Consider the following 24133-nt stretch of genomic DNA (forward strand, 5'->3'; position numbering starts at 1 on the left):
GGTCAGTTCTTCCACTTGCCGCGCGACAGCACCAGGTCGCGGATGAGGATGAACCACATCACGGCGGTGATCGCGATGAGCCAGATGTCCTCGACGTGACCCTTGTGGTTGCCGATGATCATGGCGAGCAGGGCGAGACCGGAGATCCAGCCGCCGACCCGCATCGCCGTCTTCGACTCGCCGTGCCATCCGAAGCGGGCCGAGGGGGCGTCGGTCGGTTCCCGCCGCCAGCCGGTGTCGACGACCTCCAGCTCGTGCGAGTGCTTCTCGGTCTGGGCGATCTCGGTGTCGGCCACGGATCCTCCTGGCTGGGCGCACCGGCACGGGGCGCGGCGTCAACGATGGCGTGTAGTAGCGACCAGCATATCGGGGGGCACAATGACCGTCGTGGCATCACCCCCGCGCCCCGCGCCGCAGCAGGATCCCGACACCCGCACCCGGGTGGTGATCCTCGGGTCGACCGGGTCGATCGGGGTGCAGGCACTCGAGGTGGTGGCCGAGCACCCGGACCGCTTCGAGGTCGTCGCGCTGGCCGCCGGCGGTGCCGACCCGGGGGCGGTGGCCGACCAGATGGCGGCCGCGGGTGTGGCGTCGGACCGGGTCGCCATCGCCGACCCCGGCGCGGCCCGACGACTCGACGACCTGCTCGCCGACGGTCCGCTGGCCGCGGGCCCGGTGCGCTCCGGTGAGGACGCGCTCGTCGACCTCGTCGGGTCGGTCGACGCCGACGTCGTGCTCAACGGCGTCGTCGGGTCGCGGGGACTGCGTCCGACGCTGGCGGCGCTCGCGACCGGCGCCCGGCTCGCCCTGGCCAACAAGGAGTCCCTCGTCGCCGGGGGATCGCTGGTGCTCGCGGCGGCCTCGCCCGGGCAGATCGTCCCGGTCGACTCCGAGCACTCGGCCATCGCGCAGTGTCTGCGGGGCGGCTCCGCCGACGAGGTGGACCGGCTGGTGCTCACCGCGTCCGGTGGGCCCTTCCGCGGATGGGGTGCCGACGACGTCGCGACGGTGACCCCGGAACAGGCGGGCAAGCACCCGACCTGGTCGATGGGCCCGATGATCACGCTGAACTCGGCGACGCTGGTGAACAAGGCGCTCGAGGTCATCGAGGCGCACCTGCTGTTCGGCGTCCCCTACGACCGCATCGACGTGACCGTCCATCCGCAGTCGATCGTCCACTCGATGGTCACCTTCGTCGACGGCGCGACCATCGCCAAGGCGTCGCCACCGTCGATGAAACTCCCCATCGCGCTGGCCCTCGGCTGGCCCGATCGCGTCCCGGGGTCGTCGACGGCGTGTGACTTCTCCCTCGCCGCGCAGTGGACCTTCGAGCCGGTGGACTCCGCCGTGTTCCCGGCGATCGACGTCGCGCGTGCCGCCGGTACCCGCGGAGGGTCGCTGACCTGCGTGTTCAACGCGGCGAACGAGGTGGCCGCGCAGGCGTTCCTCGACGGCGCGATCGCCTTCCCACGGATCGTCGGCATCGTGTCCGACGTGCTCGATCGCGCCGACGAGTGGTCACGCGAACCGGGTACCGTGGACGACGTCCTCGCCGCCGACGCCTGGGCGCGTCGCAGCGCGGAGGACCTGGTGGCAGCGTCGTCACGCTGACCACGCCGCACACGGCGGCACATCGAGACGAGGAGGGCACGGGCAGGTGGGCTTCGTCATCGGCGTGATCGTGTTCGCGCTGGGGCTGCTGTTGTCCATCGCGTGGCACGAGTGCGGACACATGTGGGCCGCGCAGCGCACCGGGATGGTCGTGCGGCGGTACTTCATCGGGTTTGGTCCCACACTGTGGTCGACCCGTCGGAACGGTACCGAGTACGGCGTGAAGGCGATCCCGCTCGGCGGGTTCTGCGACATCGCCGGCATGACCACCTACGACGAGATCGCCCCTGAACACGCCGACCGCGCCATGTTCCGGCAGAAGGCGTGGAAGCGGCTGGTGGTGCTGGTCGCCGGGCCGGCGCAGAACTTCATCCTGGGCTTCGTGCTCATCGTGATCCTCGCCGTCGGGTGGGGGCTGCCGAACCTGAACCCGCCGCCCGCGCCCGCGAAGGTCGCCGAGACGTCGTGTGTCGCCCCCACCGTCGCCGGCGACGGGACCAGCGCCCCGTGCACCGGCACCGGCCCCGCGGCCTCCGCGGGACTCCTCCCGGGTGACCAGATCGTGTCGGTCAACGGCGCGAACGTCACGACGGCCGCTCAGATGACGCCGCTGGTGCGCTACTCGACAGGTCCGTTGGACCTGCAGGTGCGTCGTGACGGTGTGGTGCGCTCCGTCCAGGTGACGCCGCAGACGGTCACCTACGAGCCCGGCAAGGGCACCGGACTCGACCAGCCCCTGACGTTCCGCCAGATCGGCATCGCGTATCCGCAGCAGAACCACAAGGACTTCACGCTCGCGGGTGCCGTGCCCGGCGCGGTGGTCTTCACCGGCCAACTCGCCCACGCCACCTGGGACGCGTTGATCTCGTTGCCGCAGAAGGTCGGCGCCCTGTGGACGGCGGTGACCGGAGGCGAGCGCGCTCTCGACACCCCGGTCAGCGTCTACGGCGCCACCGTGCTCGGCGGCGACGCCGCGGAGGCCGGGCAGTGGCAGTCGTTGGTCCTGCTGCTGGTGAGCATCAACTTCTTCCTCGGCCTGTTCAACCTGGTGCCGCTGCTCCCGCTCGACGGCGGCCACATGGCCATCGTGGGATACGAGAAGCTGCGCAACGCGATCCGGCGTCGACTCGGCCTGTCACGCGCCGGGCCCGTCGACTACCTCAAGCTCATGCCCGCCACGTATGCGGTGCTCGCAGTGATGGGGTGCTACATGGTGCTCACCCTCACCGCCGACATCGTCAACCCCCTGAAAGTCTTCTAGAAGGTGACCAGATGAGTTCCGAATCCTCCGCTGTCCCGGTCGGTCTCGGGATGCCCGCACCGCCCCCGCCTGTCCTCGCCCCGCGACGGAAGACCCGCCAGATCATGGTCGGGTCGGTCGGGGTCGGCAGCGACCACCCCATCTCGGTGCAGTCGATGACGACCACCAAGACGCACGACATCAACGCGACGCTGCAGCAGATCGCGCAGCTCACCGCCTCGGGTTGTGACATCGTCCGCGTCGCCTGCCCTCGTCAGGAGGATGCCGACGCCCTCGCGACGATCGCGAAGAAGAGTCAGATCCCGGTCATCGCCGACATCCACTTCCAGCCGCGGTACATCTTCGCGGCGATCGAGGCCGGGTGCGCCGCGGTGCGTGTGAACCCCGGCAACATCAAGGAGTTCGACGGCCGGGTGAAGGACGTGGCGCTGGCGGCGAAGGACGCGGGCATCCCGATCCGGATCGGCGTGAACGCCGGATCCCTCGACCCGCGACTGCTCGCCAAGTACGGCCGTGCGACCCCCGAGGCGCTCGTCGAGTCGGCGCTGTGGGAGGCGAGCCTCTTCGAGGAGCACGGGTACGGCGACATCAAGATCTCGGTGAAGCACAACGACCCCGTCATCATGGTCGAGGCCTACCGGCAGCTGGCGGCCCAGAGCGACTACCCACTGCACCTCGGCGTCACCGAGGCCGGCCCGGCCTTCCAGGGCACGATCAAGTCCGCCGTGGCGTTCGGGTCGCTGCTGGCCGACGGCATCGGGGACACCATCCGCGTGTCCCTGTCGGCGCCGCCGGCCGAGGAGGTGAAGGTCGGCGACCAGATCCTGCAGTCGCTGAACCTGCGCCCCCGCAAGCTCGAGATCGTCTCGTGCCCGTCGTGCGGTCGCGCCCAGGTGGACGTCTACTCGCTCGCCGATCAGGTCACCGCCGGGCTCGAGGGGATGGACGTGCCGCTGCGCGTGGCGGTCATGGGATGCGTCGTGAACGGCCCCGGCGAGGCCCGAGACGCCGACCTCGGCGTCGCCTCCGGCAACGGCAAGGGGCAGATCTTCGTCAAGGGTGAGGTCATCAAGACCGTGCCCGAGGCACAGATCGTCGAGACCCTGATCGAGGAAGCGCTTCGCATCGCGGAGGAAACAGGGGACACTGGCGAAGGGACCACCAGCGGGTCGCCGGTCGTCAGCATCGGATAGGCGTCGGCAGCGGATCGCCGGGTCCCGTTCCCGCCCCGCCGTCCGGTGAGGACGGTCCCGCCGAACCCCGGGCAGGAGTGACGGTGCTGAAGCTCGTGGGCGACAAGCCACTGAATGCGCGTGACGCGCAGGCTGTCTCCCGCGCCCTCGAGACGGACCCGGTGGCGATGTGTATGGTCGCCGCCCGCGTCGAGGAACACGGGGTCGCGCCCCGGATGCTCGGCGGCGAACTGTGGACCGCGGGCGACCCCGAGACCTCACTGTGTTTCTCCGGCGCCAACCTCATCCCGTTGCTGGGCGAGGCCGCCGACATCGCGGGTTTCGCGGCGCGTGCGACGCGCTCACCCCGGCACTGTTCGTCCATCGTCGGCCGCGCCGAGTACGTGATGCCGTTCTGGGAGCACGCCCAGGAGCATTGGGGGCCGGCGCGTGAGATCCGCCGGCACCAACCGCTGCTGGCGATGTCGGGCCCTCCTTCGATCGCCCCGGATCCCCGCGTGCGCCGGGTACGCCTCGCCGAGATCGACGCCTACCTGCCCGCCGCGGTCGAGATGTTCCGCGGAGAGGTCGGCGTCGACCCGTGTGCCGGGGACGGCGGCCGGTCGTACCGTCGCCGGATCGCCGCCCTCATCTCCGCGGGCCGGGCGTTCGCCCGGTTCGAGGACGGCGAGGTGGTGTTCAAGGCGGAGATCGGGTCGATGTCGTCGCGGGTCGGGCAGATCCAAGGCGTGTGGGTCGCCGAGCACAAGCGCGGTCGCGGGCTCGGTGCCGCAGGGACCGCCGCGGTCGTCGCTGCGATCGCGGCGCAGGGCCGGGTGTCGAGCCTGTACGTCAACGACTTCAACTCGCCCGCCCGGCAGGTCTACCAGCGTGTGGGTCTCGCCGAGGTCGGCACTTTCGCGACGATCCTCGTCGACTGACCTGCTCTCATCCATTTCACAGGTCACCGCCCTGCGTGGCACCCGTGTACGCCGCCGCGGGCGCCCTAGCATCGCTCTCGCGATGGACAGACGAGGACACGGACCCCGGCGACGACGACTTCTCGTCGTGCTGGTGGCAGCCCTCGCCGCGATTCCGGTGGTCGTCGCGTGCGGTTCGGCCGACGACGGGCCGCGCGCCGCGGCGTCGTCGTTCCTGGCCGTCGTGGCCGCCCGCCAACTCGACGACGCCGCCGGCCGCACGGACTCGCCGGACACCGCACGCACCGACCTCGACGCCGCATGGAGCGGACTGCAGGCGACGGGCCTGCGGACCGAGGTCGGCCGCAGTCGCGTCGACGCGGACACCGCCACCGTCGACGTCCGCTGGTCGTGGGCCCTGCCGCGAGACCAGACCTGGTCCTACGACGCGCGCCTGGACATGGCCCGCGGGGACCGCGGCTGGCGCGTGCGATGGACCTCGACCGACCTGCACCCCGATCTCGGCGCGACGCAACGCATGGCGCTGCAGACGATCCAGGCCCCGGTCGGGTCGGTGAACGAGTCCGACGGGTCGTCGGTCCTCGTCCCCGGGTCGGTCTTCCGCGTCGGGCTCGACGCACAGCAGGCGGCGCAGACCGGCTCCGCCGCGGACTCCGCGTCGCAACTGGCCGACGTCCTCCGCCGGTTCGACCCGACCCTCGACCCGCAGGCGATCGCCGAGGAGTCCACCGCGACACCGGGTGTCTACGCCGTGTCGACGCTGCGTCGCGACCAGTACGACCAGGTGAGCGACCTGCTCGCGGCGATCCCCGGGGTGAGCGCCGCCGACCAGGCCGACCTCGTGCCCACCGACCCGACCTTCGCTCCCGCCCTCATGACCCAGATCAAGAAGCAGGTCGCGTCCGACCTCGACGGCAAGGCCGGCTGGCGGGTGGTGTCGCTCAACCCCAACGGCGCGACCGCCGGCGTCCTCGCCGAGGTCGACCCCGCGCCGGCGCCGTCCGTGGCGATCAGCCTGTCGCGGGAGGTGCAGACCGCCGCGCAGCGTGCCGTCGACGCCGCGTCGCGCTTCCAGACGATGATGGTCGTCGTCCAGCCGTCGACCGGACGTATCCTCGCCATCGCGCAGAACCCGTTGGCGGACAAGAACGGACCGCTGGCCACCATCGGCCAGTACCCGCCCGGCTCGACCTTCAAGATGGTGACCTCCGCCGCCGCGATCGGGACGGGACTGGCGAAGCCGTCGACGATGGTCGGGTGCCCCGGGACGGTGACGATCGGCCCACGCACCATCCCGAACTACGACGAGTTCGCGCTCGGAACCGTGCCCATGCAGACGGCGTTCGCCAAGTCCTGCAACACCACCTTCGCCAAGCTCGCCAGCGAGATGGGGCCGTCGGACCTCGCCGCGGCTGCCGCGAAGATGGGCATCGGACCGGACTACGACATCCCCGGGATCCCCGTCGACTCCGGCTCGGTGCCCATCGCGCCGGACCTGATCCAGCGCACCGAGGACGGGTTCGGACAGGGCAAGGTGCTCACCAGCCCGTTCGGCCTCGCCATGGTCGCGGCGACGGTCGCGCACGGGTCCACCCCGGTCCCGCAGCTGATCCTCGACCGCGCCACCACCGTCAGCGGACCGCACCCCGTGATCGACCCTGCCGTCATCGCGCAGTTGCGCCCGATGATGCGGCAGGTCGTCGTCGACGGCACCGCCGACCGGATCAAGGACCAGGGCGAGGTGTTCGGCAAGACCGGTGAGGCCGAGGTGACCGGCGGGTCGCACGCCTGGTTCGCCGGCTACCGCGGGGACCTGGCCTTCGCCACGCTCGTGGTGCTCGGCGCCAGCTCCGACAACGCCGTCGGCGTCACCCGGGACTTCTTCGAGGACCTCCCGTCGGACTTCCTCGCCGACCCCCGCTGAGCCCCGCCCACACCTCCCGAGCGCGCAAAACCGGCGCCGAGCGGGCGCGATAGGCTGGGCGACATGTCCGTCCGCACCGCCCTGGCGCCCGGCGAGATCTCGCCGACCCTGCCGGTCCCGTCGTCGATCCCGCGCCCCGAGTACGCCTGGCGCCCCACCGCGAACGAGGGCCACGAGCCCTGGGTGCAGACACCGGAGACCATCGAGAAGATGCGGGTGGCCGGCCGGATCGCCGCCGACGCGCTCGCCGAGGCCGGCAAGGCCGTCGCCCCGGGCGTGACGACCGATCAGCTCGACCGGATCGCCCACGAGTACATGGTCGACCACGGCGCGTACCCGTCGACCCTGGGTTACCGCGGGTTCCCGAAGTCGTGCTGCACGTCGCTGAACGAGGTGATCTGCCACGGGATCCCGGACTCGACGGTCATCCAGGACGGCGACATCGTCAACATCGACGTCACCGCCTACATCGACGGGGTCCACGGCGACACCAACGCCACGTTCCTCGCCGGCGACGTGAGCCAGGAGCATCGCGACCTCGTCGAGCGCACGTACACCGCGACCATGCGCGCCATCAAGGCGGTCCGCGCGGGGCGTGAGCTCAACGTGGTCGGCCGTGTCATCGAGTCCTACGCGAACCGCTTCGGCTACAGCGTCGTCCGTGACTTCACCGGTCACGGGATCGGGGAGACGTTCCACAACGGACTCGTGGTGCTGCACTACGACCAGCCCAACGTCGACACCGTGCTGGAACCGGGGATGGTCTTCACGATCGAGCCGATGATCAACCTCGGTGGGTTGCCGTACGAGATCTGGGACGACGGCTGGACCGTCGTCACGGGCGACCGGAAGTGGACCGCGCAGTTCGAGCACACGCTCGTGGTCACCGAGGACGGGGCGGAGATCCTCACCCTGCCGTCGGAGTAGGGCGGGTGCGGGGCGCGATCCTCGTCGGCGGCACCACCTCCGACGCGGGCAAGAGTCTCGTGGTCGCCGGCCTGTGTCGATCGTTCGCGCGGCGCGGGGTGTCGGTCGCGCCGTTCAAGGCGCAGAACATGTCGAACAACTCCGTCGTCACCGCCGACGGCGGCGAGATCGGCCGCGCGCAGGGGATGCAGGCGCAGGCGTGTGGTCTGGCCCCGTCGACCCGGTTCAACCCGGTGCTGCTCAAACCCGGCAGTGACCGACGGTCGGCGGTGGTCGTTCGCGGGCGGCCCGACGGGTGGATCGGTGCCGCCGACTACCACGAGCGTCGCGCCGCACTCGCCGACATCGTGCAGGACGAGTTGGCCTCTCTCCGTGATGATTTCGACGTCGTCGTCTGTGAGGGCGCCGGTTCGGTGGCCGAGATCAACCTGCGCGACACCGACATCGCCAACATGGGCCTCGCCCAGGCCGCCGACATCGGCGCGCTCGTCGTCGGTGACATCGACCGCGGGGGAGTGCTGGCGCATCTCCTCGGCACGATGGCCGCCCTCTCCGACGACGACCAGCGCCGCGTCGCGGGTTTCGTCGTCAACAAGTTCCGCGGCGCGCGATCGATCCTGCAACCCGGACTCGACTCCCTCGCCGAGCGCACCGGGCGACCGACTCTTGGTGTGCTGCCGTATCTCGACGACCTGTGGCTCGACGCCGAGGACTCGCTGTCGTCGCCGATCGGCCGCCCGGTCGGGCCGTCGACGCCCTCGCTGGGCCGCGACCGCCTGTCGGTCGCCGCGATCCGCCTGCCCCGGCTGTCGAACTCCACCGATCTCGAGGCGCTCGCGTGCGAGCCGGGTGTCGACGTCCGGTGGGTCGACGACATCGCCAGTGTCACCACCGCCGACCTGGCGTTGTTGCCCGGCACTCGCGCCACCGTCGACGACCTGGCCTGGCTGCGCTCCCGCGGGCTCGACCACGCGCTGCGGGAGCGCGCACGGACGCGACGACCGATCGTCGGGATCTGCGGCGGGTATCAGATGCTGGGCGAGACGATCGTCGACGGCGTCGAGTCCCGACAGGCCGGGGGTGGCGCGCGCGTCGTCGACGGTCTCGGCATCCTCGACCTCACGGTGCGGTTCGAGGCCGAGAAGACCGTCCGCCCGGTGACCGGCACCTGGGGCGACCACCGGGTGCAGGGCTATGAGATCCACCACGGTCGGGTGGTCGACAACGGCCACCGACCGCTGCTCGTCGACGACGACCACGGACCGGAGGGCAGCGTCGGCGACGCCGTGTGGGGCACCCACTGGCACGGACTGCTCGCCAACGACGCCGCACGACGCGCCCTGCTCGTCGAGGTCGCGACGGCGGCGGAGCGCGCCGACTTCCGTGTCGCGCCCGACACCGACGTCGAGGCGGCGCGGGTGTCGCAGCTCGACCGGCTCGCCGACGCCGTGGACGAACACCTCGACATGGCCGCGGTCGAGGCGATCATCACCGACGGCCCACCGGCGACGGCGTCCGTGGTCCGCACCACCGTCGGACCGTCACCGACGTAGGCTCGTCGCGATGGACGTCCAGACGCAGACCGTCGCCGTCGGCGACCTCGAGTTCACCGTCCGTGTCGGCGGTCCGGCGACCGGACCGGCGGTGTTGCTGCTGCACGGATTCCCCAACGACGGAACGTGTTACGACGCCGTCGTCGCCCGCCTGCACGAATCCGGACTGCGGACGATCGTGCCCGATCAGCGCGGCTACTCGCCCGGCGCGCGACCGGCCGAGGTGGACGCCTACAGGATCGGTGAACTCGTCTCCGACGCGGTGGGGATCCTCGACGCGGTCGGTGTGCACTACGCGCTCGCCGTCGGCCACGACTGGGGTGCGTTGGTCGCCTGGCACCTGGCCGGCAAGCACCCTGACCGGCTCACCGGCCTCGTTGTCGCGAGCGTCGGCCACCCGTCGGCGATCGCCGCGTCGCTCGCCGAGGACGACGACCAGCGGCAGCGGTCCTCCTACATCCCCGGCTTCATCGACCCCTCCGCCGAGGACCGGCTCCTCGCCGACGACGGCGCGACCCTGCGCGGTCTGGTACCCGACGACTCGGTGCTGCCGCTGCTCGAGCGCTCCGCGCTGACCGGTGCGTTGAACTGGTACCGCGCGAACTTCACCGGCGACATCGCCGGCAACCTCGCGTGCCCGCCGATCGAGGTGCCCACCACGATGGTGTGGAGCGACGGAGACCCCGCACTCGGGCGTGGCCAGGCCGAGGCGAGCGGCCGCTACGTGTACTCCGACTACCGCTTCTCCGAACTGCATGGCGTCGACCACTGGGTTCCGCAGAACGCGGCCCCATCCCTGGCCAGCGAGATCGCCCTGCGGTCGTCCACATGGTGAGTCGCCCGGAGCCGCGGTGACTGCCTCGGACACCCGCGTCGTCGCGACCCCGGCCGGGAGGTTCCGCGCGGGTGTCGCCGACGGCGTCGTGCACGCCGCGGGGATCCGCTACGCGCACGCGCGACGGTTCGCGCCGTCCGAACCGGTGTCCGTGCCCGACGAGGTCGTCGACGCGACCCGGCCGGGACCCGCCTGCCCGCAGATCGTCTCCCGGCTCGAGTCGGTCACCGGGCCGGTCGCCGACGAGCTCGAGCAGTCAGAGGACTGCCTCGTGCTGTCGGTGTTCGCGCCCGACGGCGCGCCGGAGGGATCGCTGCCGGTGCTGGTGTGGATCCACGGCGGTGCGTACGTGTCGGGCGGTGGGGAAGCGGCCGTGCACGACTTCTCCGCGATGGTCGCCGAGCAGGGGGTGGTGGTCGTCAGCGTCACCTACCGGCTCGGGATCCTCGGCTGGCTGCCCATCGAGGGCGTGGCGCCCGCGAACCTCGGCCTCGGTGACATGCTCGCGGCACTGCGATGGGTGCGGGCGTCCGTCGCGGGGTTCGGGGGCGACCCGGGGCGGATCGTCGCGATGGGTCATTCGGCCGGCGCCGACGCCATCCACGCACTGATGGCCGTCGCCGAGACCGCCGACCTGCTGGCGGGTGTCGTGCTGCAGAGCGGGCCGTTCGAGATGCGGTCCGAGGTCGAGGCGATGACCACCGACATGTCGCGTGCGGCGGCCGCGGCGCTCGGCGAGGACCCTGGATCGCTGTCGGTCGACGACGTGCTGCAGGCCCACGTCGCCGCGCTGGCCGCGGCGCAGGGGTACCGCGGTGCCGGGGTGGCCTACGGGCCCCTGTACGGCCACGATCCCCTGCCGGGGATCGACGAGGCCGCCCGACAACGGGCGGCGGTGGCGCCGACGATCCCGCTGCTCGTCGGGTGGGCCGCCGACGACGGCTCGCCGTACGTCGATCTGGTCCCGCCACTCGCCCGCCTCGCCGGCCTGCCCGTGGTGGGGCGAGCGGCGCGGGCGGTCATCGTCCGCGGGATCACGCGCCGCGTCTTCTCTGCTCCGGCCCGTCGCGTCGCCGCTGCGCAGCGACGCGCCGGCGGCCGGGCCCAGACCTACCGGTTCGCCTGGCGCGCCGAGGGATTCGTCGAGGGCGCGTGCCACAGCGTCGAGTTGCCGTTCCTGATGGGGTCACCCGACGCGTGGTCGCGCGCGCCCATGCTGGGAGCAGGCGGAGGCGCGGCACTGGCCGAGCACGGGCCGCCGATGCGTCGGCGCTGGGCCGAGTTCGCCCGTGAGGGACTGTCACCCGACGCGCCGGACCACGTCGAACTGCCCTGACGTCCCGGACACCCGCGGGCCGCCGTGGATCGCGGCGGTCTCAGATGTCGAGGCCGAGCAGGGCGTTCTCGAGCACCTCGGGCATGGCCGGGTGGATCCAGTACTGGCCACGCGCCATCGTGTGCGCGTCGAGTCCGAACGACATCGCCTGGATGACCGGCTGGATCACCGTCGGGGCCTGCGGTCCGAGGATGTGACATCCGACGATGCGACCGGTCCCACGTTCGGCGATCACCTTGCACAGGCCGGTGGTGTCCTCCATGGCCCAGCCGTAGGCGACGTCGCCGTAGGCCTGCACCTTCACGGTGATGTCGAGTCCCTGATCGCGCGCCTGCGATTCGGTGAGCCCCACCGCGGCGATCTGTGGGTGGGTGAACACCGCCGACGGCACCACGTCGTGGGGGAAGGTGCCGAGGTCGTCGGCATCCCAACCGCGGTGCAGGTTGGCCTGCACCACCCGTGCCTCGGCGTTCGCGACGTGCTTGAGCTGATACGGCGAACTGACGTCGCCGAGGGTCCACACGTTCTCGGCGGCGGTGCGGCCGTGACTGTCGCACTCGACGCGTCCCGCGTCGTCCAGACCGACGCCGATGGTGTCGAGCGCGAGGCGGTCGCCGTTGGGTTTCCGGCCGGTCGCCACCAGGACCGCGTCACCGGTGACCGAGGACCCGTCGGAGAGTTCGAGGATCACCGCGCCCTCGTCACCGAGCCGGGCACGGGTGACCTCGACGCCGGTCCGCACGTCGTGGCGGTCGCGGGCGATCTCGGTGAACCTCTCCGCGACGTCCTGATCGTGGGCGCGCAGCAGGTGGTCGCCGCGGACGATCATGGTGACCTTCGTGCCGAGCGATCCGAAGACATGCGCCATCTCGGCGGCGATGTACCCGCCCCCGATCACCATGAGGTGCCGCGGGAGGTTCGCCAGGCGCATGACGTCGTCGTTGGTGTGGTACGGCACACCGGATTCCGCGATGGCGGGCGGGATGACCGGCCGCGACCCCGCCGCGATGACGACGTGACGCGCGACGACCTCGGTGCCGTCGTCGGCGACCAGGCGGTAGCCCTCGTCGGTGCGTCCGGCGAACCGGACGTGCGACCGCACGACGGTCACGTTGTCGCAGCGCTCCTCGCGGTACTCGAGGCCGCCCTGCGAGATCGGGTCGATCCGACCGAAGACACGGGTGACGATGTCGCGCCACCGGACGTCGTCGACGTGGGCGTCGATGCCGTACTGCGCCGCCTCGGCGACGGTGGTGGCCACCTCGCCGGCGTAGACGAACATCTTCGACGGGATGCACCCGACGTTGAGGCACGTGCCACCGAACACGCCCTGGTCGGCGATGACCACCGACCAGTCGTCGAAGGACTCGTCGACGATGGAGTTGCCACTGCCGGAACCGATCACGGCGAGGTCGACGACGGTCATGGATGCGCTCCTGAGGGGGTGGGGGACTGCGACCCGGCGTCCGGTGCGTGCACCGACCGCCGTTCCGAGAGGGTGGGTGTGGCCGAGGTGAGCCACCGTGAGAGCTCGGCGTACGCGGTGTCGCGGGCGGGGACCCGCGACAGGAAGACGTCGTGGCGCGCCCCGGGGATGGGTACGACGGTGACCCGGTTGCCCAGACACCCGCTCCACCGCGCGATCTGCTCGACGTCGAGGACGGCGTCGGCGGAGTCGATCTCCGTGCGGTACGGGCCGCCGAGGGCCGACCGGTCGGACCGCAGGACGAGCGAGGGCACCCCGACGTCGATGCCGCGGTGCAGCTCGGCGTGCCCGCGGCGGACGGCGGAGAGGAACCCGAACGTCACCGGGAAGCCACCGAGGGGCTTGAGGTCGAGGTCGTACTCCCACTCACCGTGCGCCGACGCGTGCAGGCTCTCGCCGTATCCACCCGGGAGCCGTTGCGGGACGGCCCGTGCCGGGGCGACACGGGCGACGGCGTGCGCGAGAACCGTTCCGTACGACCGCAGCCCGGGCGGGCCCTGCAGGTCGAACCAGGGACTGTTGAGGACCAGCCCGGTGACGCGGTCGTGCCGGACCGGGTCGGCACGACGCAGCCGGTCGAGCCACAGCGGGACGATGATGCCGCCCGTCGAGTGGGCCGCGAGGACGACGGCCGCACCGTCGGTCACCTCGTCGACGACGTCGAGCGCGGCGTTCAGCTCCGCGTCGTATGCGGCGAGATCGGTGATGTGGTGCGGGGTGTGACCCGGTCGCCGGGACCGACCGCACTTGCGCAGGTCGAGGGCGAAGAAGTCGAAACCGGCCGCGGCGAACGCCTCGGCGAGCGGGGCCTGGAAGAAGTAGTCGGTGAACCCGTGGACGTAGAGCACCGCGGCACGGGGGCCGCCGGTGTCGACGTCGCGACGGTGGCGGACGAGGGTCGCCACGATCGCGGCCTCTCCGTCCGGGTCGTCACCGAGGTCGACGGTGGTGCAGGTGAAGCCGTCGCCGAGGATGTCCGGGGACCACTCGAGGGGCGACGCGGCGGTCGGGGTGCGGTCGCTGCGGGGCACGTCGCCGACTGTAGACGCCGCCGGTCGAGGCCTCGTCGCAGGCGAGGTGCGTGACCCATCCCACCTGCGGGATGGGCCACACCGTCTTTGATCTGTGACGGGTCTCAGGTGGACAATGGGTTCACAACCGTCCCCGACCCGGGGGCGGGAGACGACCGGCATCGCCTGACGCGGGAAGAGCGCACGCGACGCAGCGGTTGGACTCGAGGACGCAGGGCGGCACGCTGAGGTGTCGCCCGCACACGGCGACAGGGGTATCCCATGGCTGGAGACACCGCAGACACGACGACCGACGTCGTCCTCATCGGGGCGGGCATCATGAGCGCGACCCTGGGTTCGCTCATCCGGCAGTTGCAGCCCGACTGGTCGATCGCCGTCTACGAGCGTCTCGACGCGGCCGCCGCCGAGAGCAGCGACCCCTGGAACAACGCGGGCACCGGCCACTCCGCCCTGTGCGAGCTGAACTACACGCCGCAGAACGCCGACGGTGAGGTGGACATCGCCAAGGCGCTGACCATCAACGAGCAGTTCCAGGTGTCGCGGCAGTTCTGGGCGCACTCCGTCGAGAAGGGCCTGCTGGACACCCCCGCGGAGTTCATCAACCCCATCCCGCACGTGAGCTTCTGCCACGGCGAGGACGGCGTCGACTACCTGCGCAAGCGGTACGACGCATTGGCCTCACAGCCGCTCTTCGCCGACATGGAGTACGTCGGCGACGACGCCGAGTTCGAGCGGCGCCTCCCGCTGATGTCGGCCGGTCGTGACTTCTCCGACCCGGTCGCGCTGAACTGGTACACCAACGGCACCGACGTCGACTTCGGTGCGCTCACCCAGAAGCTGCTCAACATCGTCGCCGAGGGCGGCACGGTGAACTTCGGTCACCAGGTCACGAACCTGTCGCAGCAGTCCGACAAGAGCTGGGTGGTGAAGGTGCAGAACCTGCGCACCAAGCGCAAGACGACCGTCCGCGCGAAGTTCGTCTTCGTCGGCGCGGGTGGCGGCGCGCTGCACCTGCTGCAGAAGTCGGGCATCCCCGAGGCACGCCAGTTCGGCGGGTTCCCCGTCTCCGGTGCGTTCTTCCGGTGCACCAACCCCGATCTCGTCGACGAGCACAAGGCCAAGGTGTACGGCCGGGCCGCGGTCGGCGCACCGCCGATGTCGGTGCCGCACCTCGACACCCGTGTCATCAACCACAAGCCGGGCCTGCTGTTCGGCCCGTACGCCGGGTGGTCGCCGAAGTTCCTCAAGGAGGGCAGCAACACCGACCTGCTCACCTCGGTGACGCCGTTCAACGCCTTTCCGATGGCCAGCATCGCGCCGAAGGAGTTCGGGCTGCTGAAGTACCTCATCAGCGAGCTCGCCGCCGGTCCCGCCGACCGCGTCGAGACCCTGCGCGAGTTCGTGCCGCGCGCCGTCGGTTCCGACTGGGAGCTGATCACGGCCGGCCAGCGCGTGCAGGTCATCCGCAAGAAGAGCGCGTTCAACGGTGCGCTGGAGTTCGGCACGGCGGTGGTCAACTCGGCCGACGGCACGATCGCCGGTCTGCTCGGCGCGTCGCCGGGCGCGTCGACGGCCGTCCCCGCGATGCTGGACGTGCTCGAGAAGTGCTTCCCGTCGCAGTTCGACGCGTGGAAGCCTCGTCTGACCGACATGATCCCGTCGTTCGGACGGAAGTTGAACTCCGAGCCGGACCTGTTCCGGGAGGTGTTCGACTGGAGTGGGCGCGTCCTGGGCCTCACCGACACCCCGGCCGACGACTCCGTGCGCCACGGTGATCGCGAGATGGCGGCGCCCACGGCCGTGTGACAGCCTTGGCACCCATGACCGCCACCGCGTCACTGCACCGCAGTTGGGCCCTCGACCTCGACACGACCACGCTGTACAAGATCCTGAAGTTGCGGGTCGACGTGTTCGTCGTCGAGCAGTCGTGCCCGTACGCGGAACTCGACGGTCGTGATCTGGCGCAGGAGACGCGTCACCTGTGGCTGGAGGAGGACGGACAGGTGGTCTGCACCCTGCGCCTGCTCGAGGAGCACGACGACGGCAAGTCGTTCCGCATCGGTCGGCTCTGCACCGAGCGCGCGCACCGCGGCCAGGGCCACACGACCCGTCTGCTGCGGACGGCGTTGGCCGAGGTCGGGTCCCACGCCTGTCGGATCGACGCGCAGACCTACCTCGTCGACATGTACGCGAAGCACGGCTTCGCCCCCGAGGGGCCGGAATACCTGCTCGACGGCATCCCGCACGTTCCCATGCGGCGCGGGGGCGGGAAGCCCTGGCAGCCGGCGTGAGTGCAGCCGACACGACTTCCCCCGCCCCCCATGACCGCGCGACCGGTTTCCCGTTCAGCGCTGTCGTCGGTCAAGACCGACTGAAACTCGCGCTGATCCTGTGCGCCGTGGCACCCGAGATCGGTGGCGTGCTGATCCGCGGCGAGAAGGGTACGGCGAAGTCGACCGTCGTCCGCGCGCTCGCGCCGCTGCTCCCGCCCGACGCGACCACCGGCCGCCCGGGACGCATGGTCGAGCTGCCGATCGGCGCCACCGACGACCGGGTCGTGGGATCGCTCGACGTCCAGCGGATCCTCAGCGAGGGCGAGACCGCGTTCACGCCGGGCCTCCTCGCCGACGCCGACGGCGGCGTGCTCTACATCGACGAGGTGAACCTGCTCGCCGACCACCTCGTCGACCTCCTCCTCGACGCCGCCGCGATGGGGCGGGTCACCGTCGAGCGCGACGCCGTGTCGCGGTCGTACGCGTCCCGCTTCGTGCTCGTCGGCACGATGAACCCCGAGGAGGGCGAGCTGCGCCCTCAACTGCTCGACCGGTTCGGGCTCGCGGTCGCCGTGGCGGCGTCCCGCGACGTGGACGACCGCGTCGAGGTGATCACCCGCCGGATGGACTTCGACGCCGACCCGGGCGCCTTCGCCGACCGGTGGCGCGCCGCGGACGAGACCGTCGCCGAGGCGATCTCCCGCGCCCGTCGCACGATCGGGGATGTGACGACGCCCCGCGCGGAGCTGCGACGCATCGCCGGCGCGTGCACCGCGCTCGGTGTCGACGGGCTCCGGGCCGACATCGTCGTCGCCCGCACCGCCCGTGCCCACGCCGCGTTGCGCGGGGCCGACGAGGTGGGCGCCGACGACGTCCGGGTCGCCCTCGAGCTCGCCGCCCCGCACCGTCGCCGCCGCGACCCCTTCGACGACGCCGACCTCTCCGACGACGACCTCGACGCGGCCCTGCAGGCCGGGGACGACGCGGCAGGGTCGACGCCACCGGATGTGACGCCGCCCGGCGGCGACACCGACGACGGCGGCACCGAGACGGTGTCGGGCGGCTCCGGCGCGGCGGGATCGTCGGCCGCGGCAGCCGAGGATCTGCCTCGGGACGACGGCCCCGACGACGACGGCCCCGACGACGACGGCCCACCGGAGGGACCCGGCAGCGGTGGCGACCCGGACGGACCCGGATCCCCGGGTCCCGGTCCGACCGCGGCGACCTCCGACACCGCATCGCCGCAGTCGCCGCAGCGGCCGGTGCGCTCCGGTGCGCTGCCCGTCGACACGGCGTCGGCGCCCCTCCGGCCGTCGGTGTCGCGATCCGTGCGGGCCCGAGGCGTGGGCGACGGTGATCCCGGGCGGCGATCGGCCGCATGGAGTCGTCGCGGCGCGACGGTCGGCCACCGCGTCTACGACGGCACCGGGGTGCACGTCACCGCCAGCGTTCTCACTGCCGTCGGCGACCCGGCGACGCGGTCCGCCCGCGCCCCCGGCGACCGGCTGCGGATCGCGCCCACGCATCTGCGATCGCCCGTGCGGATCGGACGCGAGGGGAACCTCGTGGTCTTCTGCGTCGACCTCTCCGGGTCCATGACGGCGCGACGCCGCCTCGACGCCGTCGGCACCGCATGTGCGTCGCTGCTGCGGGACACCTATCAACGCCGCGACCGTGTGGCGGTGGTCGCCGCGCGTGGTTCCGACGCCGAGGTGGTCGTTCCGCCCACACGCTCCGCCCACATCGCGGGCCGACGGCTCTCCGGTGCCCGCACGGGTGGTCGCACCCCGCTCGCCGAGGGGTTGCTGACGTCCCTGGCCGTCGTCGACCGGGCACGCCACACCGACCTGCGACGCCGCCCGCTGTTGGTCGTCGTCACCGACGGACGTGCCACCTCCGGCGCCGACGCACCCCGTCGCGCGTTCGACGCCGCGGGACGCGTCCGCGCCCGCGGCATCGACGCCGTCGTCGTCGACTGCGAGTCCGGTGTCGTCCGACTGGGGCTCGCCCGCACCCTGGCGGCCCACCTCGACGCGACATGGATGCCCCTGGCCGACATCACGGGCGACGCCGTCACCGGTATCGTCCGCTCGGCCGCCTGAGCGGCGAGAGGAGATCAGATGCCGCAGGGAGTCCCCGCGACCGTCCCCGACGACGGGCTCACCACCCGACAGCGCCGCAACACCGCGGTGCTGGCCGTCCACACCGGCGACGGCAAGGGCAAGTCGACAGCGGCGTTCGGGATGGCGATGCGCGCCTGGAACGCGGAGATGGACATCGGCGTCTTCCAGTTCGTCAAGAACGCGAAATGGAAGGTCGGCGAGGAGACCGCGATGCGCGCCCTGGGTGACCTGCACACCGCCACCGGCGCGGGTGGCGCGGTGGAGTGGCAGAAGATGGGGTCGGGCTGGTCGTGGATCCGCCGCGACGAGGGCGCCGAGGCCGACCACGCCGAGCAGGCGCGCGCCGGATGGACCGAGATCGCGCGCCGCATCGCCGAGGAGCGCCACGACTTCTACGTCCTCGACGAGTTCACCTACCCGCTCGGCTGGGGATGGATCGACGTCGACGAGGTGCTCGACGTCCTCACGACCCGCCCGGGCAAGCAGCACGTCGTTATCACCGGCCGCCGTGCGCCGGCCGCGCTCGTCGAGGCCGCCGACCTGGTCACCGAGATGGTCAAGACCAAGCACCCCATGGACACCGGCCGCAAGGGACAGAGGGGGATCGAGTGGTGAGCGCGCCCGGGGGAGCGGGGACACCCGCTGTCGTCATCGCCGCACCCGCGTCGGGCAGCGGGAAGACCACGGTCGCAACCGGTCTCATCGGCGCGCTCGCCGCGGCCGGACACCGGGTGGCCCCGTTCAAGGTCGGACCCGACTTCATCGACCCCGGATACCACGCCGTGGCGGCGAACCGTCCCGGACGCAACCTCGACCCGAACCTCGTCGGCGCCGAGCGGGTGCCCGCCCTGTTCGCCGCCGGGTGCGCCGACGCCGACATCGCGGTCGTCGAGGGCGTCATGGGCCTGTTCGACGGGCGCATCACCGACGAGCCCGAGGGGCCCGACGAGATCGCCCACGGGTCCACCGCACACGTCGCCGCCCTGCTCGGCGCGCCCGTCGTCGTCGTCGTCGACGCGGCCGGACACGGCCAGACGCTCGCCGCGATCCTGCACGGCCTGCGCGGTTTCGACCCGCGCGTCGACATCTGTGGGGTGGTCCTCAACCGCGTCGGCTCCGCGCGCCACGAGCAGGTGCTGCGAGCGGCGTGTGACCACGTCGGGCTCCCCGTCCTCGCGGTGCTGCGTCGTGCGCCCGAACTCGCCGTCCCTTCCCGGCATCTCGGCCTCATCCCGGCCGTCGAGCACGGCCACGCGGCCCGGCTCGCCGTCGAGGCGATGGCCGGACTGCTGACCGCGTCGGCCGACCTTCCCGCCATCGTCGCCGCCGCGCGCAGCCGGCGGATGCCGGACGCGGCGCCCTGGTCGGCGGCCGACGAGATCGCCGACGCCCGTGCGCGATCCGGGATCGTCGCACCCGAGCGTCCGATCACCGTCGCGGTGGCCGGGGGAGCGGCGTTCACCTTCGGCTACGCCGAGCACGCCGAGCTCCTCGCCGCCGCGGGCGCCGAGGTGTGCACCGTCGACCCCCTGCGCGACACCGATCTCCCGGTCGGGACGTCGGCGCTCGTGGTCGGCGGCGGGTTCCCCGAGGAACACGTCCACGAACTCGCCGCGAACCACGGACTGCTCGACGCGGTGCGCGCCCACGCCCGGGCCGGGCGACCGATCGCGGCGGAGTGCGCGGGCCTGCTGTACCTCGCTCGCGACCTCGACGGTCACCGCATGGCCGACGTCGTCGAGGTGTCCGGGCACTTCGGGCCGTCGTTGACCCTCGGCTACCGCGACGCCGTCGCACCGACCGACTCGGTGCTCCACGCCGCGGGTGACCGCGTCACCGGCCACGAGTTCCACCGCAGCACCGTCACGGCGATCGGCGACGTGGGCCCCGCATGGCGGTGGCGCCGCGGCGACGTCGCCGTCGCCGACGGGGTCGTGTCCGGTTCGGTGCACGCGTCGTACCTGCACACCCACCCCGCCGGCGTCCCCGGGTCGATCGCCCGGCTCGTCGCGCACGCGGCCGCCGTCGTCGACGCGCCGACGACGATCGCCCGATGACACCCCGCGACCCCGTCACCGGACCGCAGGGCGGTGACTCGCACTACCTCGTCGGCCTCGACCTCCGTGGACGCAAGGTCGTCCTCGTCGGCGGTGGTTCCGTGGTGTCGCGGCGACTGGGCACGCTCGCGGCCGCCGGTGCCGACATCCACGTGGTCGCGCTCGAGACGACGCCGACCGTCGAGTCGTTCCCCGGGATCACGGTCGAGACCCGCGCCTATCGTCACGGCGACCTCGAGGGCGCCTGGTACGCACTCGCCTGCACCGACGACGCCGAGGTGAACGCCTCGGTGGTGGCCGAGGCGGAGGAGCGTCGCATCTTCTGCGTCCGCGCCGACGACGCCAGCCAGGGCTCTGCGGCGACGCCCGCGACCGTGCACCATGCGCAGCTCTCCGTCGGGGTGTTGGCCTCCGGCGACCACCGGCGCTCGGCCCGCATCCGCGGCGAGATCGCCGACGGTCTGCTCGACGGCACCCTCGGCACCCCCAGTCGGGGATCGCACCCCGCCGGGGTGGCCCTCGTCGGCGGCGGACCCGGCGACCCGGATCTCATCACCGTGCGCGGTCGTCGCCTGTTGGCCGCGGCCGACGTCGTCGTCGCCGACCGCCTCGCGCCCCCGGCCCTGCTGGCCGAACTCGCCCCGTGGGTGCAGGTCATCGACGCGGCCAAGGTGCCCTACGGCCGCGCGATGAAGCAGGAGGCGATCAACGCCGCCCTCGTGGAGCACGCCTCGGCCGGCAAGTTCGTCGTGCGCCTCAAGGGCGGTGACCCGTACGTCTACGGGCGCGGCTACGAGGAGGTGGTCGCCTGTGTCGAGGCCGGCGTGCCGGTCACCGTCGTACCGGGGATCTCGAGCCCCATCGCCGCACCCGCCGCGGCCGGGATCCCCGTCACACACCGCGGGGTCGCCCACGAGATCGTCATCGTGTCCGGCCACATCCCGCCCGACCACCCCGACTCCCTCGTCGACTGGGACGCCCTCGGCAGGCTGAAGGGGACGATCGTGCTGATGATGGCCGTCGAACGCCTCGACGTGTTCGCCGACGCCCTCGTCGCCGGCGGTCGTGACCGTGCCACCCCGGTGTCGGTCATCGAGAACGGGTCCATGCCCGGACAACGCCGCCTCACCAGCGACCTCGGGTCGGTCGGAGCGGACGCGCGCGACGCCGGCGTGCGACCGCCGGCGATCGTCGTGATCGGCGAGGTCGCGGCGTTCGACGCGCTCACCGGCTCGCTCGGCCGCGTCTCGTCGTGAGGCGTGAGTCGGCCCACGCCGGCGGTCGGGGATTACGCCCGCGCGTGCCCGTTCGGTAGCGTCGAGAACCGTGTCCACCCTTTCCCCGACGTCAGCGGCCGCCGGCGGTGCGACCCGCGTCTTCGGGTGGCCCATCGTGGTCCTCGGCGGGATGCAGTTGCTGGTCGTGCTCGACGGCACCGTCGCAGCGCTCGCACTGCCCCGCATCCGTGACGCCCTCGACCTCACCGAGGGCGGCGCAAACTGGATCATCACCGCCTACGTCATCGCGTTCGGTGGACTCATGCTCCTCGGCGGTCGTCTCGGCGACACCTTCGGACGCAAGCGCATGTTCATCGCCGGCGTCGCCGCGTTCACGCTGACGTCGCTGCTCTGTGGACTCGCCTGGGACGAACCCAGCCTCGTGATAGGTCGCGCCCTGCAGGGGGCCGCCGCCGCGGTCGCCGCGCCGACGGCGATGGCGCTGGTCACCACCACCTACGCGCCCGGTCAGCCGCGCAGCAGGGCGTTCGCCGTCTGGGCCGCGATGAGTGCCGTCGGCTCCGTCGCCGGTCTCATCGCCGGCGGCGCGCTCACCGAGATCTCCTGGCGACTGGTGTTCCTCATCAACGTGCCGATCGGCGTGCTGATCGTCATCGGCGCGATCGCGGTGCTCGCGGAGTCGCAGGGCGACCGCCTGCCCCTCGACGTCCCCGGCGCCGTCTCGGCCACCCTCGGCGCGTCGCTGCTGGTGTTCGCGGTCAACGAGGGTCCGAACGGATGGGGTCGCCCGGTGGTGTGGATCCCGGCGCTGCTCGCCGTGATCGCGTGGGTGACGTTCGTCGTCGTCGAACGCCGCGCCGAACACCCGATCGTCCCGTTCAGCCTGTTCCGCAGTCTCAGCCGCGTCGCGGCGCTGGTGTCGATCCTGTTGGCGGGCGCGATCCTCATGTGCATGGCGGTCTACATCGCGCTGTTCCTGCAGGGCATCATCCGATACTCGCCGCTGCAGAGCGGAATGGCCGTCGTGCCGTTCGCCTTCGGGCTCGGGTTCGCCGCGCTGGTCGCGTCGAAGGCGGCGCAGTGGGTCCAGTGCCGGTGGCTCGTCATGGTGGGCGGGGTGTGCATCATCGGCGGCTGCCTGTGGGCTGCACACATCGCGACCGCGTCCCCCTCCTACTTCCCGGCGATCTTCCTGCCGGTGGTCGTCATCGGGTTCGGTGTCGGCGCGGCATCGGTGCCGCTGACGCTCGGCGCGGTCGCCGGCGTCGGTCCCAACGAGGTGGGTCCGATCACCGCGATGGTGCAGGTCGCGCAGAACCTCGGCGGTGGGATCGGCCTGGTCATCGTGGGTGCGTTCGTCACGTCACGCACCCTCGCGGAGGGCGGTGTGACCGGCCCCGTCGAGGACATGAACGCGCCGCAGCTCGACGCACTCGCGAGCGGCTACGGGCTGGCGTTCCTGTGCGCGGCGGGCATCGCCGTCGTCACCGGCATCGTGGTGTTCTTCATGCGGTTCACCCCGCAGGAGGTCGCCGAGGGCCAGCTCGCGCAGAAGGCCGCGAACGAGGGCGACCCGGTCGACGAGGTCGACGAGCCCGTCAGTCGGTGACCACCGTCAGCGCGGTCGGGGAGTCGATCTCCACGCGCTGACCGCCGTCGGTGATCACCGCCGCGAGCCCCTCGACGTCGCGGACGCTCCGTCGCGTCGTGACCAGGCTGCGGGCCACCAGCCCCTTGTGGTGCTTGTTGAAGTGGCTCACCACCGAGCGTGATCCGTCTGTCGCCTCGTGCACCACGTCGACGCGGACCGCGTCGGGGATCGGCCCGAGCGCACGGTAGCCACCCGACCGCAGGTCCACGACGACGTCCTCGTCGAGCGCGGTGAGTGCCGGCGCGAGCACCGGCTTCCATCGCGACGCCAGCGTGCTTATGCCGGGCAACTTCGATCCCGCCGACAGCCGGTACGCCGGGATCGGGTCGTCGGCGCGGACCACCCCGAACAGCGCCGACCCGACGGCCAGCCGTTCCGACGCCTTGCGCCGTCCAGCCCGGGTCAGACCGCGGTGGTCGAGGGCGTCGTAGAGGACACCGGTGTAGCGCTGGATCGCCGGACGCGTCGGGGAGGCGAAGAGCGCCGCGTTGCGGTCGATCTCGTCGAGTTGTGACCTGCCTATCCCGAGCGCGGCGACGCTCGCTTCGGTGTCGGCGGCCAGGGCGACGAGCGCGTCGGCGATCTCCCGCCGGACCGCGGTCAACTCGGGGAACGACAGCGCGTCGAGGTCGAGGGGTGCGCCGGACCCGCCGTCGGATTTGGTCTCGGAGGGCGGCAGCACGATGAGCACGAGGGCACACGCTAACAACCCCG

Annotated in this window: 20 protein-coding genes; 16 read left to right on the forward strand and 4 right to left on the reverse strand. The window is 71.9% G+C overall.

Features of this window, described 5'->3' with window-relative positions:
- Window positions 1-2: 2 nt before the first annotated feature.
- The gene (locus tag Q1A98_RS13110) at window positions 3-296 is read right to left on the reverse strand and encodes a DUF2631 domain-containing protein (RefSeq protein ID WP_299574176.1); all 294 of its coding nucleotides are present in this window, start codon (window positions 294-296) and stop codon (window positions 3-5) included.
- 91 nt (window positions 297-387) lie between these two features.
- Here Q1A98_RS13110 and dxr point away from each other — a divergent pair, with 91 nt between their 5' ends.
- The 9 genes from dxr (at window position 388) to Q1A98_RS13155 (ending at window position 11560) form a co-directional block, all read left to right on the forward strand.
- The gene (dxr, locus tag Q1A98_RS13115; RefSeq protein ID WP_299574178.1) at window positions 388-1611 is read left to right on the forward strand and encodes a 1-deoxy-D-xylulose-5-phosphate reductoisomerase; all 1224 of its coding nucleotides are present in this window, start codon (window positions 388-390) and stop codon (window positions 1609-1611) included.
- A 46-nt stretch (window positions 1612-1657) separates the two neighbouring features.
- Window positions 1658-2872 (forward strand): RIP metalloprotease, encoded by a 1215-nt coding sequence (locus Q1A98_RS13120; protein WP_299574181.1) that lies wholly within the window; start codon window positions 1658-1660, stop codon window positions 2870-2872.
- 11 nt (window positions 2873-2883) lie between these two features.
- Entirely contained in the window at window positions 2884-4065 is a 1182-nt protein-coding gene (gene ispG, locus Q1A98_RS13125; RefSeq protein WP_299574184.1) for a flavodoxin-dependent (E)-4-hydroxy-3-methylbut-2-enyl-diphosphate synthase, read from the forward strand.
- A gap of 83 nt (window positions 4066-4148) precedes the next feature.
- Window positions 4149-4985 carry a GNAT family N-acetyltransferase gene (locus tag Q1A98_RS13130; protein WP_299574186.1) on the forward strand — a complete coding sequence of 279 codons (837 nt, stop codon included), beginning with the start codon at window positions 4149-4151 and terminating at the stop codon, window positions 4983-4985.
- An 82-nt stretch (window positions 4986-5067) separates the two neighbouring features.
- Window positions 5068-6909, forward strand: coding sequence for a penicillin-binding transpeptidase domain-containing protein (locus tag Q1A98_RS13135; RefSeq protein ID WP_299574189.1), 1842 nt, complete (start codon window positions 5068-5070; stop codon window positions 6907-6909).
- 63 nt (window positions 6910-6972) lie between these two features.
- The gene (map, locus tag Q1A98_RS13140; protein WP_299574192.1) at window positions 6973-7836 is read left to right on the forward strand and encodes a type I methionyl aminopeptidase; all 864 of its coding nucleotides are present in this window, start codon (window positions 6973-6975) and stop codon (window positions 7834-7836) included.
- A gap of 5 nt (window positions 7837-7841) precedes the next feature.
- Window positions 7842-9389: a cobyric acid synthase gene (locus Q1A98_RS13145; RefSeq protein ID WP_299574195.1), complete on the forward strand. Its 1548-nt coding sequence runs from the start codon at window positions 7842-7844 to the stop codon at window positions 9387-9389.
- Window positions 9390-9399: 10 nt separating this feature from the next.
- Window positions 9400-10224 (forward strand): alpha/beta hydrolase, encoded by an 825-nt coding sequence (locus Q1A98_RS13150; protein ID WP_299574198.1) that lies wholly within the window; start codon window positions 9400-9402, stop codon window positions 10222-10224.
- Between the two features lie 16 nt (window positions 10225-10240).
- Window positions 10241-11560 (forward strand): carboxylesterase family protein, encoded by a 1320-nt coding sequence (locus Q1A98_RS13155; protein WP_299574201.1) that lies wholly within the window; start codon window positions 10241-10243, stop codon window positions 11558-11560.
- Between the two features lie 40 nt (window positions 11561-11600).
- Here the strand turns inward: Q1A98_RS13155 and Q1A98_RS13160 are convergent, their stop codons facing one another.
- Both Q1A98_RS13160 and Q1A98_RS13165 read right to left on the reverse strand, forming a co-directional pair.
- Complete coding sequence (locus Q1A98_RS13160; RefSeq protein ID WP_299574204.1) at window positions 11601-12986, reverse strand: mycothione reductase; 1386 nt, start codon at window positions 12984-12986, stop codon at window positions 11601-11603.
- Window positions 12983-14020 carry an alpha/beta hydrolase gene (locus Q1A98_RS13165; RefSeq protein ID WP_299574667.1) on the reverse strand — a complete coding sequence of 346 codons (1038 nt, stop codon included), beginning with the start codon at window positions 14018-14020 and terminating at the stop codon, window positions 12983-12985. The genes Q1A98_RS13160 and Q1A98_RS13165 overlap by 4 nt, the downstream gene beginning before the upstream one ends.
- A 318-nt stretch (window positions 14021-14338) precedes the next feature.
- On the opposite strand from Q1A98_RS13165, the gene mqo reads away from it, so the two are divergent.
- The 7 genes from mqo (at window position 14339) to Q1A98_RS13200 (ending at window position 23377) form a co-directional block, all read left to right on the forward strand.
- Window positions 14339-15883, forward strand: a complete 1545-nt coding sequence (gene mqo / locus Q1A98_RS13170; protein WP_299574207.1) for a malate dehydrogenase (quinone) — start codon at window positions 14339-14341, stop codon at window positions 15881-15883.
- A 14-nt stretch (window positions 15884-15897) separates the two neighbouring features.
- Window positions 15898-16368, forward strand: a complete 471-nt coding sequence (locus tag Q1A98_RS13175; RefSeq protein WP_299574209.1) for a GNAT family N-acetyltransferase — start codon at window positions 15898-15900, stop codon at window positions 16366-16368.
- Window positions 16369-16475: 107 nt separating this feature from the next.
- Entirely contained in the window at window positions 16476-18452 is a 1977-nt protein-coding gene (locus Q1A98_RS13180; RefSeq protein ID WP_299574211.1) for a VWA domain-containing protein, read from the forward strand.
- An 18-nt stretch (window positions 18453-18470) separates the two neighbouring features.
- Window positions 18471-19088 carry a cob(I)yrinic acid a,c-diamide adenosyltransferase gene (gene cobO, locus Q1A98_RS13185; RefSeq protein ID WP_299574212.1) on the forward strand — a complete coding sequence of 206 codons (618 nt, stop codon included), beginning with the start codon at window positions 18471-18473 and terminating at the stop codon, window positions 19086-19088.
- Window positions 19082-20530, forward strand: coding sequence for a cobyrinate a,c-diamide synthase (locus tag Q1A98_RS13190; RefSeq protein ID WP_299574214.1), 1449 nt, complete (start codon window positions 19082-19084; stop codon window positions 20528-20530). Before cobO ends, Q1A98_RS13190 begins: the two co-directional genes overlap by 7 nt.
- Window positions 20527-21786, forward strand: a complete 1260-nt coding sequence (gene cobA / locus Q1A98_RS13195) for a uroporphyrinogen-III C-methyltransferase (RefSeq protein WP_299574217.1) — start codon at window positions 20527-20529, stop codon at window positions 21784-21786. Before Q1A98_RS13190 ends, cobA begins: the two co-directional genes overlap by 4 nt.
- Before the next feature lie 151 nt (window positions 21787-21937).
- Window positions 21938-23377: an MFS transporter gene (locus Q1A98_RS13200; RefSeq protein WP_299574670.1), complete on the forward strand. Its 1440-nt coding sequence runs from the start codon at window positions 21938-21940 to the stop codon at window positions 23375-23377.
- Here the strand turns inward: Q1A98_RS13200 and yaaA are convergent.
- Entirely contained in the window at window positions 23367-24110 is a 744-nt protein-coding gene (gene yaaA, locus Q1A98_RS13205; RefSeq protein WP_299574220.1) for a peroxide stress protein YaaA, read from the reverse strand. The genes Q1A98_RS13200 and yaaA overlap by 11 nt on opposite strands.
- Window positions 24111-24133: the final 23 nt, after the last annotated feature.

It is taken from the genome of uncultured Williamsia sp. (assembly GCF_947494875.1).
Taxonomy (GTDB): Bacteria; Actinomycetota; Actinomycetes; order Mycobacteriales; family Mycobacteriaceae; genus Williamsia_A.

What these genes read in the sequence shown, in the direction of transcription:
- ispG (WP_299574184.1), top strand. Translation starts at nt 2,884, where the DNA reads ATGAGTTCCGAATCCTCCGCTGTCCCGGTCGGTCTCGGGATGCCCGCA.
- Q1A98_RS13135 (WP_299574189.1), top strand. Translation starts at nt 5,068, where the DNA reads ATGGACAGACGAGGACACGGACCCCGGCGACGACGACTTCTCGTCGTG.
- map (WP_299574192.1), top strand. Translation starts at nt 6,973, where the DNA reads ATGTCCGTCCGCACCGCCCTGGCGCCCGGCGAGATCTCGCCGACCCTG.
- Q1A98_RS13150 (WP_299574198.1), top strand. Translation starts at nt 9,400, where the DNA reads ATGGACGTCCAGACGCAGACCGTCGCCGTCGGCGACCTCGAGTTCACC.
- Q1A98_RS13160 (WP_299574204.1), bottom strand. Translation starts at nt 12,986, where the DNA reads ATGACCGTCGTCGACCTCGCCGTGATCGGTTCCGGCAGTGGCAACTCC.
- mqo (WP_299574207.1), top strand. Translation starts at nt 14,339, where the DNA reads ATGGCTGGAGACACCGCAGACACGACGACCGACGTCGTCCTCATCGGG.
- Q1A98_RS13175 (WP_299574209.1), top strand. Translation starts at nt 15,898, where the DNA reads ATGACCGCCACCGCGTCACTGCACCGCAGTTGGGCCCTCGACCTCGAC.
- cobO (WP_299574212.1), top strand. Translation starts at nt 18,471, where the DNA reads ATGCCGCAGGGAGTCCCCGCGACCGTCCCCGACGACGGGCTCACCACC.
- cobA (WP_299574217.1), top strand. Translation starts at nt 20,527, where the DNA reads ATGACACCCCGCGACCCCGTCACCGGACCGCAGGGCGGTGACTCGCAC.
- Q1A98_RS13200 (WP_299574670.1), top strand. Translation starts at nt 21,938, where the DNA reads ATGCAGTTGCTGGTCGTGCTCGACGGCACCGTCGCAGCGCTCGCACTG.